This is a genomic window from Mycobacterium sp. URHB0021, assembly GCF_054057895.1.
Map to the genome: position 1 here is coordinate 4,628,135 of NZ_JBSRZT010000002.1, position 16,641 is coordinate 4,644,775.

General features: G+C 67.7%; 14 protein-coding genes and 1 pseudogene. 6 read left to right on the top strand and 9 right to left on the bottom strand.

Annotated elements, in window-relative coordinates:
- Positions 1 to 5 precede the first annotated feature (5 nt).
- Entirely contained in the window at positions 6 to 854 is an 849-nt protein-coding gene (locus ACVWWN_RS25100; RefSeq protein ID WP_457146260.1) for an IclR family transcriptional regulator, read from the bottom strand.
- Between the two features lie 217 nt (positions 855 to 1,071).
- Here ACVWWN_RS25100 and lhgO point away from each other — a divergent pair, with 217 nt between their 5' ends.
- Both lhgO and ACVWWN_RS25110 read left to right on the top strand, forming a co-directional pair.
- A complete protein-coding gene (lhgO, locus tag ACVWWN_RS25105) occupies positions 1,072 to 2,286 on the top strand; it encodes an L-2-hydroxyglutarate oxidase (RefSeq protein ID WP_457146261.1) in 1,215 nt (404 codons plus the stop codon).
- 9 nt (positions 2,287 to 2,295) lie between these two features.
- The gene (locus ACVWWN_RS25110) at positions 2,296 to 3,084 is read left to right on the top strand and encodes an SDR family oxidoreductase (protein WP_457146262.1); all 789 of its coding nucleotides are present in this window, start codon (positions 2,296 to 2,298) and stop codon (positions 3,082 to 3,084) included.
- Positions 3,085 to 3,138: 54 nt separating this feature from the next.
- Here ACVWWN_RS25110 and pheT read toward each other — a convergent pair whose 3' ends face one another.
- The 4 genes from pheT to ACVWWN_RS25130 all read right to left on the bottom strand — a co-directional run bounded on the left by pheT (position 3,139) and on the right by ACVWWN_RS25130 (position 8,814).
- The gene (gene pheT, locus ACVWWN_RS25115; protein ID WP_457146263.1) at positions 3,139 to 5,625 is read right to left on the bottom strand and encodes a phenylalanine--tRNA ligase subunit beta; all 2,487 of its coding nucleotides are present in this window, start codon (positions 5,623 to 5,625) and stop codon (positions 3,139 to 3,141) included.
- Entirely contained in the window at positions 5,625 to 6,668 is a 1,044-nt protein-coding gene (gene pheS, locus ACVWWN_RS25120; RefSeq protein WP_457146264.1) for a phenylalanine--tRNA ligase subunit alpha, read from the bottom strand. The genes pheT and pheS overlap by 1 nt, the downstream gene beginning before the upstream one ends.
- Before the next feature lie 424 nt (positions 6,669 to 7,092).
- The gene (locus tag ACVWWN_RS25125; RefSeq protein WP_457146265.1) at positions 7,093 to 7,923 is read right to left on the bottom strand and encodes a rhomboid-like protein; all 831 of its coding nucleotides are present in this window, start codon (positions 7,921 to 7,923) and stop codon (positions 7,093 to 7,095) included.
- 9 nt (positions 7,924 to 7,932) lie between these two features.
- On the bottom strand, positions 7,933 to 8,814 hold the full coding sequence (locus ACVWWN_RS25130; RefSeq protein ID WP_457146266.1) for an adenylate/guanylate cyclase domain-containing protein: 882 nt from the start codon (positions 8,812 to 8,814) through the stop codon (positions 7,933 to 7,935).
- 75 nt (positions 8,815 to 8,889) lie between these two features.
- Between ACVWWN_RS25130 and ACVWWN_RS25135 the strand changes: the two are divergent.
- Together ACVWWN_RS25135 and ACVWWN_RS25140 are read left to right on the top strand one after the other, a co-directional pair.
- Positions 8,890 to 9,201 (top strand): annotated as a pseudogene (locus ACVWWN_RS25135) (oxygenase MpaB family protein); the annotation flags it as partial.
- 4 nt (positions 9,202 to 9,205) lie between these two features.
- A complete protein-coding gene (locus ACVWWN_RS25140) occupies positions 9,206 to 10,471 on the top strand; it encodes an acyl-CoA dehydrogenase family protein (protein ID WP_457146267.1) in 1,266 nt (421 codons plus the stop codon).
- Positions 10,472 to 10,540: 69 nt separating this feature from the next.
- Here ACVWWN_RS25140 and ACVWWN_RS25145 read toward each other — a convergent pair whose 3' ends face one another.
- From ACVWWN_RS25145 to infC, 4 genes are read right to left on the bottom strand one after another with little or no spacing between them, the layout of a single operon-like run.
- Entirely contained in the window at positions 10,541 to 11,284 is a 744-nt protein-coding gene (locus ACVWWN_RS25145) for a TrmH family RNA methyltransferase (protein WP_457146268.1), read from the bottom strand.
- 23 nt (positions 11,285 to 11,307) lie between these two features.
- A complete protein-coding gene (rplT, locus tag ACVWWN_RS25150; RefSeq protein WP_457146269.1) occupies positions 11,308 to 11,712 on the bottom strand; it encodes a 50S ribosomal protein L20 in 405 nt (134 codons plus the stop codon).
- A 48-nt stretch (positions 11,713 to 11,760) separates the two neighbouring features.
- Positions 11,761 to 11,955 (bottom strand): 50S ribosomal protein L35, encoded by a 195-nt coding sequence (gene rpmI / locus ACVWWN_RS25155; RefSeq protein WP_457146270.1) that lies wholly within the window; start codon positions 11,953 to 11,955, stop codon positions 11,761 to 11,763.
- A gap of 19 nt (positions 11,956 to 11,974) precedes the next feature.
- Positions 11,975 to 12,601, bottom strand: a complete 627-nt coding sequence (gene infC, locus ACVWWN_RS25160; RefSeq protein WP_457149270.1) for a translation initiation factor IF-3 — start codon at positions 12,599 to 12,601, stop codon at positions 11,975 to 11,977.
- A 215-nt stretch (positions 12,602 to 12,816) separates the two neighbouring features.
- Here infC and ACVWWN_RS25165 point away from each other — a divergent pair, with 215 nt between their 5' ends.
- A complete protein-coding gene (locus tag ACVWWN_RS25165; protein WP_457146271.1) occupies positions 12,817 to 13,179 on the top strand; it encodes a DUF1844 domain-containing protein in 363 nt (120 codons plus the stop codon).
- A 73-nt stretch (positions 13,180 to 13,252) separates the two neighbouring features.
- Positions 13,253 to 16,561, top strand: coding sequence for a bifunctional lysylphosphatidylglycerol synthetase/lysine--tRNA ligase LysX (gene lysX / locus ACVWWN_RS25170; RefSeq protein WP_457146272.1), 3,309 nt, complete (start codon positions 13,253 to 13,255; stop codon positions 16,559 to 16,561).
- Positions 16,562 to 16,641: the final 80 nt, after the last annotated feature.

The following is a 16,641-nucleotide window of genomic DNA, read 5'->3' on the forward strand; positions in this document are numbered from 1 at the left end:
CCCGGCTACCCCACCCGCAAGTCCGGCACCTGCGCCCGCACACCTTCCGCCGAAGCTCCGAGCGCCATCGACAGTTGCCAGCCGACCTCCCGCACCCGGGTGCCGATCTGATCCAACCGTTCCTCGGGCATCCGCACGTCCGGAACCGACACCCCCATCGCGCCGACCACCTGCTGGGTGTGATCGAAGATGGGAGTCGCGACGGCGCAGATCCCGACGGTGCGTTGTCCACGCGACCTGGAATAGCCGCAGGCCCGGGCGATTTCGAGCTCGCGCCGAATCGCCTCCGGGTCAACGGGAGTGGACGCCGTTATCGGTTCGATGGGTCCGGCGAGGCATGCCTCGCAGTCAGCGGCGGCCATCACGCTCATGATCGCCTTGCCCGGTGCGCCGTGAACAAGTTTGATCGGCACTCCGATATCGGTGTAGGTCCGGCGCAACTCCTGACGGCTCTCGACCTGCGCGGTGACGATCCGGTGAGCTCCGCCGACCAGCTCGTGCAGCCCCACCGTTTCATCGAACTCGTTTCGAAGGTCTGTCATGAACGGCAGGGCGGCTTCACGAAACGTGCGCGGCATCGCGCCGGAATTCGCAAGCTGCAAGACGAACGGGCCGAGCCCATACCGCTTGGCAGCGGTCTGGCGGACCAGGTGGTTCTGCTGCATTGCGCCGAGCAGTCGGTGCACGGTGCTGGTCGACAATCCCGTGCTGCGGGCCAATTCGCTGATGCCCAGCTCGGGCCTGCGGCCGTCGAAGCACCGCAAGATAGCCACCGCGCGATCGATCGACTGGACGCCGTTGCGTCGCCGCAGCTGGGTAGCGGCTGGAACCGAATCCGCATCGGCCTTCGTCATTTGCCCGCCCCCTCACCGCAGATTTGCCCCACCGCATTCTGCATAGCGCACAACATATTCCACAATGCGGGACCAATCAACGTGCGGGCCTTCGCCCCTGAGACGTCGATATCGTGATCGGTGTCGGCAACACCGACCGGGTGCCGCGGACCGATGCACTGTAGAAGGAGACCAAGCCGATGCTTACCGACCGACTTCCCCTCACCACGGGTGGTCGATGAGCCGCCGCGTCGCCATCATCGGCGGCGGCATCCTCGGCGTCGCCGTCGCCAGGGAGGTGCTGCAGCGACAACCCGACGCCGATGTGACGGTGATCGAAAAAGAGGACCGGCTGGCCTCGCATCAGACCGGCCGCAACAGCGGCGTCGTCCACGCCGGCCTCTACTACCAACCCGGCTCCATCAAGGCCCTGCTCTGTCGTAGGGGTGTCGGCCTGCTCGAGGCGTTCTGCGAGGAACGCGGGATTCGCCGAATCCCTTGCGGGAAGGTTCTCGTCGCGCTCGACGAGGTGGAGCGCGGACGGCTGGACGACATCCAGACACGGGCGCTCGCGAACGGGGTGCCCGGCGTGAAGATCATCGGTCCGGAGGAGCTCAAGGAGATCGAGCCTCATGTCCAGGGCGTCGCCGCCCTGCACTCCCCCGCCACCTCGATCGTCAACTACACCGACGTGACCACGGCGCTGGGTGCCGACGCCGTCGCCGCCGGTGCCAAGATCCGGCTCGGACACGAAGTCGTCGGTATCCGGCTCGCCGGCTCAGAAGTGGTGATCGATTCCCGCACCCCGGCCGGCACCGAAAATGAAGCGTTCGACCAGGTCATCGCCTGCGGAGGATTGCAGAGCGACCGGCTGGCCGAAATGGCGGGCGACGGCCCGGACCCGGTGATCATGCCGTTCCGGGGCGAGTACTACGCGCTCAAGCCCGAGCGGCGGGGCCTCGTCAACGGCCTGGTTTATCCCGTGCCGGACCCGCGCTACCCGTTCCTCGGGGTGCATCTGACACCGCGGGTCGACGGTGAGGTGTTGATCGGGCCGAATGCGGTGCTCGCCCTGGCGCGGGAAGGCTACAACTGGCGGACCATCGCCCCTGCCGACCTGGCCGAGATCGCGCGCAGTCCCGCCTTCTGGCGCTTCGCCCGCCAGCACTGGCGAACCGGAATCCGAGAGATGTACGGCTCGCTGAGCAAGCGGCGCTTCATCGCCGCCGCCCGCGCCTACGTACCCGAGCTGACCGCCGACGACGTGGTGCCGGCCACTGCGGGGGTGCGTGCGCAGGCACTCGAGTCGGACGGCGGCCTGGTCGACGACTTCCGGATCAGCATCCGCGACCGCGTCGTGATTCTCCGCAATGCGCCGTCACCAGCCGCCACGTCCTCGCTGGCCATCGCCGAGCACGTGGTGAACGAGATCGACAGCCTGTCATCGAACTGAGGAGCACCAATGGATCTCGGCATCTCCGGACGGACCGCGCTGGTACTCGGTGCGAGCCGAGGCCTCGGAAGCGCCATAGCGATACGCCTCGCCAGCGAGGGCGCGAACGTCGCCATCGCCGGCCGGTCCGGCGACGCACTGGCGGCCACCGCCGCCCGCATCCAGGAGACGGGCGCCGGCGTGGTGCCGCTGGAGTGGGATCTCGGTGATCTCGACCGGGTCGAGCCCAGCGTGGCCGAGGTCGAACGCGTGCTGGGCGCCGTCGACATTCTCGTCAACAACACCGGTGGGCCGCCGCCGACCACTGCGGCGGGCCAGGATGCGGCTATCTGGCGGACGAGCTTCGAACAGATGGTCCTCTCGGTGATCGTCGTCACCGATCGTGTGCTGCCAGGTATGCGGGAACGTGGTTGGGGCCGCATTCTGACGTCGACATCGTCCGGCGCGATCAGCCCGATACCGAACCTCGGGCTGTCGAACACGCTGCGCGCCAGCCTGCATTCGTGGTCGAAGACCATCGCCGACGAGGTTGGGCGTGACGGCGTGACTGCCAATGTCATCGTGCCCGGGCGGATCGAGACTGACCGCACGCGGTTTCTCGACCAGCGCAGGGCGTCGAGTGAAGGCCGCACCGCCGACGACGTGATGCGCGACAGTGCGGCGTCCATCGCGTTGGGGCGCTACGGCCGGCCCGAGGAGTACGCAGACGTGGCGGCGTTTCTGTGCAGCGACAGAGCTTCCTACATCACCGGTTCCGTCGTACGCGTCGACGGCGGCATGACCCGCAGCGTCGGCTGACCGCTCAGCGGTACTTTGTGAGTTGACCGCTCAGCGCAATTTTTGAGCTGACGCTCAGCGCCGCTGCTGGGCGCCGACGACGTCGGCGGCCCGCTTCACCGCCGCGTCGCGGGCCGCACTGGCCTCGTCCTCGGTGAGCGTGCGATCCCGGGCGCGGAAGCGCAATGCGAAGGTCAGCGACTTGCGGCCCTCGCCGATCTGCGGGCCGGTGTAGACGTCGAACAGGCGGACGTCCTCCAGCAGGGCGCCTGCACCGTCGCGGACGGCCTCGACGACGCTCTGTGCGGCGACATCCTCACGCACGACAAGGCTGACGTCCTGAAAGACGGCGGGAAACGGCGACACCGCCGGGGCGGGCAGCACCTCGGTAATCGGGACCGCGTCCAGGTCGAGTTCGATTGCGCAGGTTCCCTTGGGCAACCCGGAACGCTCCACCACAGCCGGATGCAGTTGACCGGCGTGACCGACGACGGACTCACCGACGAGTACCTCGGCGCAGCGGCCCGGATGCCACGGCAGGTGTGCGGCCGATCGCAGCGTCAGCTCGACGCCGGCAGCGCGGCCGATGACCCGCACCGCCTCGAACGCATCACGGGCCTCTACCGGCCGGCCCGGCCCCCACGGTCCGGCGGGCTCGCGCAGACCCGTCAACACCGCACTCACGTGCTGGGGCTGGCGCGGCAGCGACGCGTCGAGGATTGCGATCTCGTCGTCGGTCGGCCTGCGGTCGTTCGGAATGCGATCGACCGCGCGGGTTTCGGGGGTGGGTTCCACGACTTCGGCGATCGCGAACAGCGCCACGTCGACGGCACCGCGGGACACGTTGCGGCCCAACGCCTCCAGCAGCCCGGGCAGCAATGTGGTGGCCAGCTCGGGACGGTCGGCTTCCAGCGGGTTGAGCACCCGCGTGGTGTTGCGGCGCGGGTCGTCGGCGGGCAGACTCCACTGGTCGAATACGCCGGCCGGCAGGAAGGGCGTGGGCAATACCTCGACGTAGCCGTTGAGCGCCAACGACTTCCCGATGGCGCGCCGGCGCTTCTGCGCCGGGGAGAGACCGCGCCCGGGCGGCGCGAGGGGCAGCACCGACGGGATGATTTCCAGACCCTCCAGCCGCAGCACCTCTTCGACGAGATCCGCGGGCTCACGCAGGTCCGGGCGCCAGCTGGGCGGAATCGCCGTCACGGTGTCGCCGGCGGTGATCACGTCTGCGCCGATCTGGGTGAGGCGCTTGCGGGTGGTGCCCTCGGGATACTCGACGCCGGCAGTGCGGTCGGGCAGATCGGCGGGCATGGTGACGGGCCGCTGTGACCAATCGTCGCGCGGCGGCTCACCGCGCCAGTCGGTGAGTGTGGGTTGGGCTGTGCCGTCTGCGATGTCGGCGAGCAGAGTGGCGGCCCGGTCGAGGGCGGCGATGGACACGGCGGGGTCGACCGTGCGCTCGTAACGACGGCCCGCCTCGCTGTTCAAGCGGAGCCGGCGCTGAGTGCGCGACACCGCGGCGGGGTCCCACACCGCCGCCTCCAACATGAGGTCAGTGGTGGTGTCGCGGACCTCGGTGGTGCCTGCGCCCATCACACCACCGATCGCCGCGGTCGCGACGTCGTCGACGATCAGCACGTCGCGCGGGTCCAGCTTGCGTTCGATGTCGTCGAGGGTGACGACCATCTCCCCCGGCTCGGCGAAGCGAACCTGGAAGCCGCCTTTGATCAGGCTGCGGTCGTGTGCGTGCATCGGGTGTCCGAGCTCGAGCATCACGTAGTTCGTGACGTCGACGGCCGGCGAGATGGCCCGGATGCCGGACAGCAGCAGCCGGCGCTGCATCCACCACGGCGACACCGCGGTGGGATCGATGCCCGTGACCGGCCGCAGCGCGAACCGCAGCACGCCGGTGCCCGGCTCGATCGTCACCGGCAGCGCCTCGCCGTTGGCGGGCAGCGCCGGGATGCCGGCAGGATCGACGTAGTCGAGGTCGAAGGCGCAGGCGATCTCGCGCGCCATGCCGCGCACCGACAGGCAGTAGCCGCGGTCGGGGGTGATCGCCAGGTGGAACACGACGTCGTCCAGCCCGAGCACATCGGCGGCGGGGCTGCCGGGTTCGGCGGTGCCCGGGGGCAGCACCAGGATGCCGGAGTGGTCGGTCCCCAGGTTGAGCTCGGCCGTCGAACAGATCATGCCGTCGGAGGTGCGGCCATAGGTTTTGCGGGCGGTGATCGTGAAATCGCCGGGCAGGACGGTTCCCGGCAACGCCACCGCCACCAGATCGCTGACGACGAAGTTGGTTGCGCCACAGACAATGTCGCGAGGTTGTTCTTCGCCGACGTCGACCTTCACCGCGCGGATGGGCTTCTTGAACTCGGTGAGCTCCTCGATCTCCACCACACGGCCGATGGTCAGCGGGCCCGCGACGGGACCCACCGGAATGATCTGTTCGACCTCATGACCGACGCGGATCAGCGCCTCCTCCAGCTCGGAGGGCGACACGTCCCAGCCCGGTGCGCCGGCCTGCACGACGTCGCGCAGCCAGCTGTACGGCAGCCGCATCAGGCCCCTACCCCGAATGGAAGCGAGAACCGGACATCGCCCTCCACCATGTCCCGCATGTCGGGAATGCCGTTGCGGAACTGCAGCGTCCGCTCCAGTCCCATGCCGAAAGCGAAGCCGGAGTACACCTCGGGATCGATGCCGCATGCCCGCAGAACGTTCGGGTTGACCATGCCGCAGCCACCCCACTCCACCCAGCCGGGGCCGCCCTTCTTGTTCGGAAACCAGACGTCGACCTCCGCCGACGGTTCGGTGAACGGGAAGAAGTGCGGGCGGAACCGCGTGCGACCCTCCGGGCCGAATTCGGAGCGGGCGAACGCGTCGAGTGTGCCGCGCAGGTTGGCCATCGTCAGGCCCTTGTCCACTGCAAGTCCTTCGATCTGATGGAAGACCGGGGTGTGGGTGGAGTCGAGTTCATCGGTCCGGAACGTACGCCCGATGGAGATGACATACACCGGCAGCTCGCGTTGCAGCAACGTGCGGACCTGGACGGGCGAGGTGTGGGTCCGCAGCACCTGGCGCGACCCGTCCGGGGCGACGTAGAACGTGTCCTGCTCACTACGGGCCGGGTGATCCGGTGGAAAGTTCAGCGCGTCGAAGTTGAACTGCTCGGTTTCGACCTCGGGCCCCTCGGCGAGTTCCCAGCCCAGCGCGACGAACGTGTCGGCGATGTGCTCGGCGAGGATCGTGATCGGATGCCGGGCGCCGATCGGCTGGCGGGTCGAGGGCAACGTCACGTCGATGCTCTCGGCCACCAGGACCGCGGCATCGCGCTCGGCCCGCAGCGCGGCGAGTCTCTCGTCGTACGCCCGTTGGGCCTCGCTACGCGCGACGTTGACCCGCTTGCCCGCGTCGGCACGGTCGGCCTTGGGCATCGAGCCCAGCGCCTGACGCGCAAGGGCGATGGGAGCGCGGTCGCCCAGATGGTCGGTCTTGGCGCGGGCGAGCTGGTCCAGGTCGGCTGCCAGGTCGAAGGCATGCCGGGCCGCGCTGACCGCTTTGGTCAGCGCTTCCTCCGATAAGTCGATGGGCTGATCAGCCACCCGGCGATCATAGGTGATGGCCTGCGCGCACTTCGCACGCATTTCCCCCTGGCGCGATACCCTCACGCGGGCCGTCGCGACACTGGGCACGCGGGGTCTGGCGCAGACGCGACACACGATCCTGCGGCTGTACCCGATCCTCGGACACGTCCGGTTCCTGATGGAGTTCATCCGCCCTGAGGTCAGGCAGTACCACGGCTGCGGCTTTCATGAATGCCGGACACCTCGCCGGGGCCGACGGCTACCCCGGCCTTGCGGTGATGTGCTTCTATGCCACCTTCCGACACGGGAACGGCACACCGGACTCCACCCGTCGACCCGATACCGATGGCCCCATTCCGAACTGTCTCATCGGGGCACTGCATGAGCGGGCGAGCTTGTCACCGATGCGCATCGGGACCCCGATGAGCATGGAGGAGCCATTTCACACGCACTGGCCAACATCGACCCGAGGCTCCTCAGCGGCCCCATCACCGTCGGCTGACGACGCTCGCCAGCGCGCGACCGCCGCAAACAGAGCGGCGCCGGCCACCCCGGAGGCCGTGGCGAGCACCATCGACGCACTCGCGAGGACGAGGTAACCGAACGATGCGGCGACGCTCAGCAGGGCGAGCCGAAGCGGTGTCCAGTCCGCCGGGCGGCCGAACCGCATCGACATCACCATGCCGAGCACCAGCGCGACCGCATGGCCGACATCCGTGAAGTCGCGCCCGACCGCGACCACGGCCACCCCGACGGCCAGCCACCAGCCAATCCAGCCGGGCCGCCAGCGTCGTGACATCGCCATGGTGAGCGCTCCGAGCACCGCAGCGGCCCCGTAGCTCATCCCGACGTCCGTCGCCCGGGCAACCGACGGCCACGACAGCCAACCGAACAGGACGGCCGACCCGAGACCGGCCGCGACAAGGAGCGTCGCACCGATGTGTCCCACGGTGAAAGCGAGCACGAGCCGACTGCTACCCCATGTCAGTTCGGCCATCGCGAGCAGACAGACCAGGCCGGGGAGCCAGACGTAGATCGGGCCGGCGTCGACCACGAAAGCGCTACCGAGCAGCGTTCCGACGCATCCGTGGCTCAGGTTGTGCAGGTTGGTGCTGGCATGGCTGATGACCCGGCCCTGTACCACCGGGCCGAGGCACAGCAACGCCGTCGAGACACAGGTCACGACGAACGCGTACGCCAGGGTCATCCGAACCTGTGCGAGGCGGCCGAGAAAAGCGCACCGCTTTGACAGATCGGACAGCTTGGACACCATCGGCAACCACTATCCCTCTGGCGAGTCGTCGCCGTCTTCGTCGCCACCTGGCAACTGCCTGCGAGTTTTCAGTCGGTACATGACGAAGTCCGCGGGCACACCGTCCTGCTTGGACGTGAAGACCTGTCGGCGGAGCCGTTTGGCAAAGACACCGAGCGAGCCGAAGTCCTCGTCGGAGATCTGTTCCAGCGTCGCCTGCGAGATGACGAGTTCCCCTCTGGTCGCGCGTTCCATCACGCGGGCGGCGATGTTGACGTCGATCCCCAGCCAGTCCGAGCCGATTCGCTGCGGGCGGCCGGTGTGGACACCCACCCGCATCCGTGGTGTATAGCCGTCGACGTCGAGGGCCTTGAGCCCGGCGCGGGCAACGATGACCGCGCGCACCGCCGTCCCGGGGTCGGAGAACACCGCCATGAGCCCGTCGCCCATTCGTTTGACGATGTGTCCGCCGGCATCGAGCAGCGGCGGTTCGACAACCTGGGATACCCGGCGAAGCAGCTTGAGGGTCGCCTCGTCGCCGGCCTGCAACGACCACGGTGAGAAACCGACCAGGTCGGTGAAGACCAGCGTGACCTCACGGTTCGCCGGTTTACCCGACACCCGTTCGGTCAGTGCCTGCCAGACCTGCAGCGCCCCGAGGCTGACTTCGCGGGAGGCGGCCTCGCGGTGCAGCAGTCGATCCGCGGCGCGCGCCGCCGCCCTAGGGCCGCCGACACCGGCCACCGACAGCGGGTCGCCGAATTCCGGGTCCCCGGGCAGTGCGCGCCTGGCACGCCGCAGGAAGGCGATGACACCCGGGCTGTGATTGGTGGTCTTCAGCCACGCCACCGGCCCGGATGGTTGTCCACCGGATCGTTCGTCGAGCGACCCGACTGGGTCCGGCTCAGCCACGGGCGCCAGCCTAATAGAGGCGAACAGGCCGGCTAAACCGGCTGGTCACTGGGATGCTGCTGGTCGATGGCGCGGGTGCTGCTGCGCATCTTCGGCAAGCTCGTCGAGTTGGCGTTCGTCGTCGTGCCCGACGAGATCCGGCTGCATCCACGTGCTCTGGCCGCCTATCGCCGCACCGAAGGCCGGCTGTCTGACGACGCTCCGCTGGTCGAGGCGCCCGCGTTCATGGCGCCTCCCCGCGATCGCCTTGGCCTGCCGATGCACTACGTGCCGCAGCGCAAGGCACTGCTCGACCGGGCGGGTTCCCTGGTGCACACCACGTTCTCTTTGGCGGGGCTCCGTCGACCGGCCCGGGGCCGCCGGGAAAATTCGGGTAAGGCAGCCTGAACGAATGCTTGATTGGTCTGACGTCGACCTCGCCGTGCGCGATGCCGTGCGAGAGTTCGTCGACAAGGAGATCCGACCGCACGTCGACGCGCTCGAATACGGCGAGATGGAGCCCTACCCCATCATCCGCAAGCTGTTCGCGACGTTCGGCATCGCCGAGATGGCGAAGGAGTCGCTCGACAAGCGGCTGGCTCGGCTCCGCGATGAGGGCGCGTCCGGGAACTCTGGAACGCCCTCATCCGGCGGCATGTTCGGCGACGGGGCGGGAGGCATGGGCTTCGTTGTGGTCAGCGAGCTCTGCCGGGTGTGCATGGGCGTCGTGACCGGGATGGGTGTGAGCCTGGGCTTGACGGTGCCCACCATCATGGGCCGGGGCACGCTCGCCCAGCAAGAACGATGGTTGCCGGGCCTCGTCACCTACGAGAAGGTAGGTGCCTGGGCGATCACCGAACCCGATTCGGGCTCAGACGCGTTCGGCGGCATGAAGTCCTACGTGGTGCGCGACGGTGGGGACTACATCCTCAACGGTCAGAAGACGTTCATCACCAACGGACCCGACGCGGATGTGGTGGTCGTCTACGCCAAGCTCAATGAAGATGGCGCGAGCGGTTCCGCTTCGAATCCACGCGACCGCAAGGTCCTGACCTTCGTGCTGGACCGCGGCATGGAGGGCTTCGTCCAGTCAAAGCCTTTCCGTAAGATGGGCATTCACAGCTCGCGCACCGGCGAGCTGTTCTTCGACAACGTCCGGCTGGGCCGCGACCGGTTGCTCGGTGAGACCGAAGGAGACGCAGACAGCGCCGCCGGCGATGGCCGCGACAGCGCTCGGTCGAACTTCTCGACCGAGCGCATCGGGGTGGCCGCCATGGCGTTGGGCGTCATCGAAGAGTGCCTGCGGCTGTGCGTGGATTACGCAAAGGGCCGCACCCTCTGGGGCCAGGAGATCGGTCAGTTCCAGTTGATCCAGCTGAAGCTGGCGAATATGGAAGTGGCCCGGATGAATGTGCGCAACATTCTCTTTCGCGTCATCGAGGCGGCGCAGACCGGCATTCAGATCTCGCTGCCCGAGGCGTCGGCCATCAAGTGGTACTGCTCGCAGGCGGCCACCGACGTCGCGATGGACGCGGTACAGCTGTTCGGCGGCAACGGCTACATGACCGAATACCGGGTGGAGCAGTTGGCCCGCGACGCGAAATCGCTGATGATCTACGCCGGCAGCAACGAGGTGCAGATCACCCACGTCGCGCGTGGCCTCCTCAACGGCGGCTAGCCCAGCCGGCCGGGACAGCTCGCGAACGTAACACCATGGCGGGATTTCGGGTGATTTCGCGCCGTGACGTTACATTCGAGCAGCCCGCGCACTCTGGTACAAACAGATCGCCGCGGCCGACGCCACATTGAGACTCTCGGCGCTGCCCGGCATCGGGATGTGCACCCGGTGCGTCGCGATGTCGGCGACGTCGACGGGCAGGCCGTGCGCCTCCGGACCGAACACCCACGCTGTCGGCCGCGCCAGATCGGCGGTGTCGAGGCCGACTTCGCCGTCCACGGTGGTCGCGAGCACCTGCAGGCCCGCATCTGATACTGCCGTCAGCGCGGCGATCGCGTCGGCCTCGATCACCACGGAAATTGCGAAGATGCTGCCCGCCGACGCGCGAAGACATTTGCCGTTGTAGGGATCTACGCTCTGCCCCGCCAGTACCACCGCGTCGGCCGCCATCGCGTCCGCGACGCGGATCAGCGTTCCCGCATTGCCGGGCTCAGAGATCCCCACCGCGACAGCAATCAATCGCGGCGCGCGGGCCAGCACATCGGCCAGGGTCGTCTCGGGAACCGAGCACACCGCAACCAGACCAACCGGAGTCACCGTGTCGGACAACGCCTTTGCCGCGCGTTCAGTCACCGAATGAACCGGGACACCGGTCAGCAGGGAACCGAATCGAGCCATCGCCGACTCGGTGACGAACACCTCAGAAACCAGGCCGTGCCGCATCGCTGCCTCGACGAGGTTGGGTCCCTCGACCAGAAAGCGGGCGGCGCGGCGACGCCCGACGGGGCGATGCAGCTTGACCGCTGCCGCCACCCGGGCAGATCGCTCGGTGAGCGTCAGGCAGCCTCGCCGGAATTGGTCGACGTTGACGGCGCATTTACATCACTGGGCAGCGCACCCTTGGCGACGTCCACCAGGGCGGTGAAGGCGGCCGGGTCGCTGACGGCGATCTCGGCGAGGTTCTTGCGATCGACCTCGACACCAGCCGCCTTGAGGCCCTGGATCAGCCGGTTGTAGGTGATGTCGTTGGCGCGGGCCGCGGCGTTGATCCTGGAGATCCACAGCTTGCGGAACTCGCCCTTGCGGGCGCGCCGGTCACGGTAGGCATAGGTCAGCGAGTGCAGCTGCTGCTCTTTGGCCTTGCGGTACAGGCGCGACCGCTGCCCGCGGTAGCCCTTCGACGCCTCGAGTACTGTGCGCCGCTTCTTCTGAGCGTTGACTGCGCGCTTCACGCGTGCCATGGATGTCTTCCTATCTCGTTTGGGTAGTGCCGGCTGATGCGCCGAGAATCAGCCGTTCAGCAGCTTCTTGATGCGCTTGGTGTCGTTGGCCGCCACCTCGGTGCGACCGTCCAGGCGCCGGGTGCGCTTGGACGGCTTGTGCTCGAGCAGGTGCCGACGGTTGGCCTTCTGGCGCACCACCTTGCCGGTTCCGGTCAGCCGGAACCGTTTGGAGGCGCCGCTGTGGGTCTTCGCCTTGGGCATGTGTCCTCTGTCCTGTCTTTCAGTTCTGCGTTACTTCTGGGCTCTCGGGTGGGGCCGCTGCGGGCGCCGCTGCGGGTTCCGCACGTCGGGCCGGGGGTGCATCGGCGTCGTGCGCCGCCTTGGCGCGAGTCTTCGCGCCGCGGTGGGGCGCCAGCACCATCGTCATGTTGCGGCCGTCCTGCTTGGCGGACGTCTCGATGAAGCCGTAGTCGGCCACGTCGGCACCCAGCCGCTGCAACAGCCGGTAGCCCAGCTCGGGCCGCGACTGCTCGCGTCCGCGGAACATGATGGTCACCTTGACCTTGGACCCCGCCTCGAGGAAGCGGACGACGTGACCCTTCTTGGTCTCGTAGTCGTGGGGGTCGATCTTGGGTCGCAACTTCTGTTCCTTGACGACGGTCTGCTGCTGATTCTTGCGAGACTCGCGCGCCTTTTGGGCCGTCTCGTATTTGAACTTGCCGTAGTCCATGATCTTGCAAACCGGCGGTTTGGCGTCTGGAGCTACTTCGACAAGATCGAGATCGGCATCCGCGGCGACGCGGAGGGCGTCTTCGATGCGCACAATGCCTACCTGCTCGCCACCTGGTCCGATAAGGCGGACTTCAGGGACTCGAATGCGCTCGTTGACGCGGGTCTCAGTGCTGATGGGGCCTCCTATGTTGTCCTCTAGGAGCCCCACCCCGTCAGCGCTCTGTCCGGATGAACAGAAAAGCCCTGCATAAGCAAGGCCCAAGCCGACCAGGACAGACATCGGATGCCTGTGACCGGACCGCTACACCGGTATGGTGAGCGGTGGGAGTGGGACTCCACTTGCTGTCCCTGGCGTATGCCGGGACGGTCGCGCATGCCAGTCTAGCAGGCATGACCGACGATCCGACAACGCCTGAATCAAGGGCTCAGCCGTCAGTCCGGGAGCTGGCCGACATTCCCGCCGTCGAGGTGATCAGCCGCTCGGCTGTGATGTTGATGAGTGCGGCGGCGGAAAAGCTCGGACTCTCGGGGCCGGATCCCGACGACGGCCCCCACCGCGATCTCGACGAGGCGCGGCGGCTGATCACTGCGCTCGCCGGGCTGGTGACCGCGTCGGCGGAGTACCTCGGACCTCACGCCGGACCGGTTCGCGACGGGCTCAAGACACTGCAGCTGGCGTTCCGCGAAGCCAGTGCCGCACCGGACGAACCGGGCCACGGACCGGGTGAGAAGTACACCGGGCCCGTCTGGTAGCTGCAGTTCTCTCGCGCTCCTCGCCCCCGCATCCACAACAATTTCCCGGCCGGAGCGCATATCCTCGCGGCCTATGACCGTCACCTTGACCCGGAAGGCATCCGGGTACTCGTGGGTGCCTGCGGCGGCCGGCTGGACCGTCGGCGTCATCGCCACTTTGTCGTTGATAGCGAGCGTCTCGCCGGGGCTCCGGTGGCTCATCAGGGAGCCTCGCGAATTCGTCAACGACTACATCTTCAACTTCCCCGACACCAGCTTCGCGTGGGCGTTCGTGCTTGCCCTGCTGGCGGCGGCACTGGCCGCCCGCAAGCGCATCGCGTGGTGGATCCTGGTGCTCTACATGGTCGCGGCTGTGGGCTGGAACATCGTCGACCTGGTCACCGGCGGCGAATCGATCATGATCGACATCGGCGAGGTGATCGGCCTCGGCTTCCACGTCGCGGCGATCCTGTTCCTGGTGCTGGCCCGCAAGGAGTTCTGGGCGAAGGTACGGCGCGGCGCCCTGTTCAAGGCCGCCGCGGCCCTGGTCCTCAGCATGGCGGTCAGCACGCTCGTCGGCTGGGGCCTGCTGGAACTCTTCCCAGGCTCGCTGGATCGTGGGGACCGATTCCTGTACTCGCTGAACCGGGTGAGCGCATTCGCCGGCGCCGACGCCGATTCGTTCACCGGCCATCCGCACGTCTTCGTCAATGCGCTGCTGGGCTTGTTCGGCGCACTGGCGCTGATGGTCGCGGCGATCGTGTTGTTCCGATCGCAGCGCGCGGAGAACGCGTTGACCGGCGAGGACGAGTCCGCGATCCGCGGTCTGCTGGCGCTGTGGGGCAAGAACGACTCGCTCGGGTACTTCGCCACCCGGCGCGACAAGGCGGTGGTGTTCGCACCCAACGGCCGGGCGGCCATCACCTACCGCGTCGAGGTGGGCGTCTGCCTGGCCAGTGGCGACCCGGTCGGTGACCCGAAGGCCTGGCCGCAGGCCATTGAGGCCTGGCTGACCCTGTGCCAGACCTATGGCTGGGCACCGGGCGTGATGGGGGCCAGCTCGACGGGCGCCCAGGCATTCCGGGAATCCGGCCTCAACGCCCTGCAGCTCGGTGACGAAGCGATTCTCTATCCCGACAACTTCCGGCTGTCCGGCCCCGATATGCGCGCGGTGCGTCAGGCCGTCACCCGCGCGCGACGGGCGTCCGCCACGGTGCGCATCCGCCGCCACCGCGACATCGTCAGCGACGAGATGGCTCAGGTGATCACGCGGGCCGAGGCCTGGCGGGACACCGAGAGCGAGCGTGGTTTCTCGATGGCGCTGGGCCGGCTCGGCGATCCGGCCGACGGCGACTGCCTGTTGGTGGAAGCGGTGCAAAACGGCGCCGTGGTGGCGATGTTGTCGCTGGTGCCGTGGGGCACCAACGGCGCATCCCTGGACCTGATGCGGCGTTCCCCGCAATCCCCCAACGGCACAATCGAATTGATGGTCAGCGAGCTGTGCATGCAGTCCGAGGCCATCGGGGTGAGCCGGATCTCGCTGAACTTCGCGATGTTCCGGTCCGCGTTCGAACAGGGCGCCCAGCTGGGGGCCGGTCCGGTCGCACGGCTGTGGCGCGGCCTGCTGGTGTTCTTCTCCCGCTGGTGGCAACTCGAGACGCTGTACCGCTCGAACATGAAGTACCAGCCTCATTGGGTGCCGCGCTACGCGTGCTACGAGGACGCCCGCCTGGTACCCCGGGTCGGCGTCGCGTCCGTCATCGCCGAAGGCTTTCTGGTGCTGCCCTTCTCGCGCCGAAACGAGCAGCCGCACACCGGACACCACACCTCCGCCCCGCAGAATCTGATCGCCACCGGCCTGCTGCACCACGACGGCAGCGCACCCGACCTCAGCGACCTGCACGTCGAGGGTGTCGAGACGGAGGAGCCGTTGCCTCGGCTGCCCGAGCAGGTGCGGGTGCGGATGGCCAAGCTCAAGGCGCTGCAGGCCAGTGGCGTCGACGCCTATCCGGTTGGACAGCCACCGAGCCACACCGTCGCGCAGGCAATCGATGCCGGCGACGGTGCGGCGGTGACGGCGGCGGGTCGCGTGTTGCGGATGCGCGACTACGGCGGCGTGCTGTTCGCGCAGCTGCGGGACTGGTCCGGCGAAGTCCAACTGCTGCTGGACAATTCGACGCTCGACGACGGAACGACCGGCGATTTCACCAAGGCGATCGATCTGGGTGACCTGATCGAGGTGACCGGCACCATGGGCCGAAGCAGGAAGGGCATCCTGTCGCTGATCGTGGTCAGCTGGCGACTCACCGGCAAGTGCCTACGCCCGTTGCCCGACAAGTGGAAGGGTCTGACGGACCAGGAGTCCCGGGTGCGTGCCCGCTACGTCGACCTCGCCATCAACACCGAGGCGCGAGACCTGATTCGGGCCCGCAGCGGAGTTCTGCACGCGATTCGCGAAACCCTGGTCGGCAAAGGCTTTTTGGAGGTCGAGACGCCGATCCTGCAACAGATCCACGGCGGCGCCAACGCCCGCCCGTTCCTCACCCACATCAACGCCTACGACCTGGACCTGTACCTGCGCATCGCGCCGGAGCTGTATCTGAAGCGGTTGTGCGTGGGTGGTGTCGAGCGGGTCTTCGAGCTGGGCCGCGCTTTCCGCAACGAAGGGGTGGATTTCAGCCACAACCCGGAATTCACCCTGCTGGAGGCCTACCAGGCGCACGCCGACTACAACGTCTGGATCGACGGCTGCCGGGAGCTGATCCAGAACGCCGCGCAGGCCGCGAACGGCGAGCATGTCTTCCTGAGGCCGCGCGAGAACGGCACGGACGGCGCCCTGGAACCCGTCGACATATCCGGCAAATGGGCCGTCAAGACCGTGCATGGCGCGGTATCGGAGGCGCTGGGCGAACAGATCGGGCCTGACACCGACCTGGCCACGCTGCGCAGGCTGTGCGACGCCGCCGACATCCCCTACCTGACGCACTGGGACCCCGGCGCCGTCGTCCTGGAACTGTACGAACGACTCGTCGAGGACCGCACCGAAGACCCCACCTTCTACAAGGACTTCCCGACGTCGGTGTCGCCGCTGACCCGGCCGCACAGGAGCATTCCCGGAGTTGCCGAGCGCTGGGATCTGGTGGCCTGGGGTGTCGAGCTGGGCACCGCCTACAGCGAGCTGACCGACCCTGTCGAGCAGCGTCGCCGGCTGCAGGAGCAGTCACTGCTCGCGGCGGGCGGTGATCCGGAGGCGATGGAGCTCGACGAAGACTTCCTGCAGGCCATGGAATACGCGATGCCGCCGACGGGTGGGCTCGGCATGGGCGTGGACCGCGTGGTCATGCTGATCACCGGGCGCAGCATCCGCGAGACGCTGCCGTTCCCCCTGGCCAAACCGCGTTGACAGGTCATTCACAGCCGGCCATAAGGATTGCCGTCCACGATTGTTGCCGTGACGTTACCCCTGCCGTTGCGCCACCACCT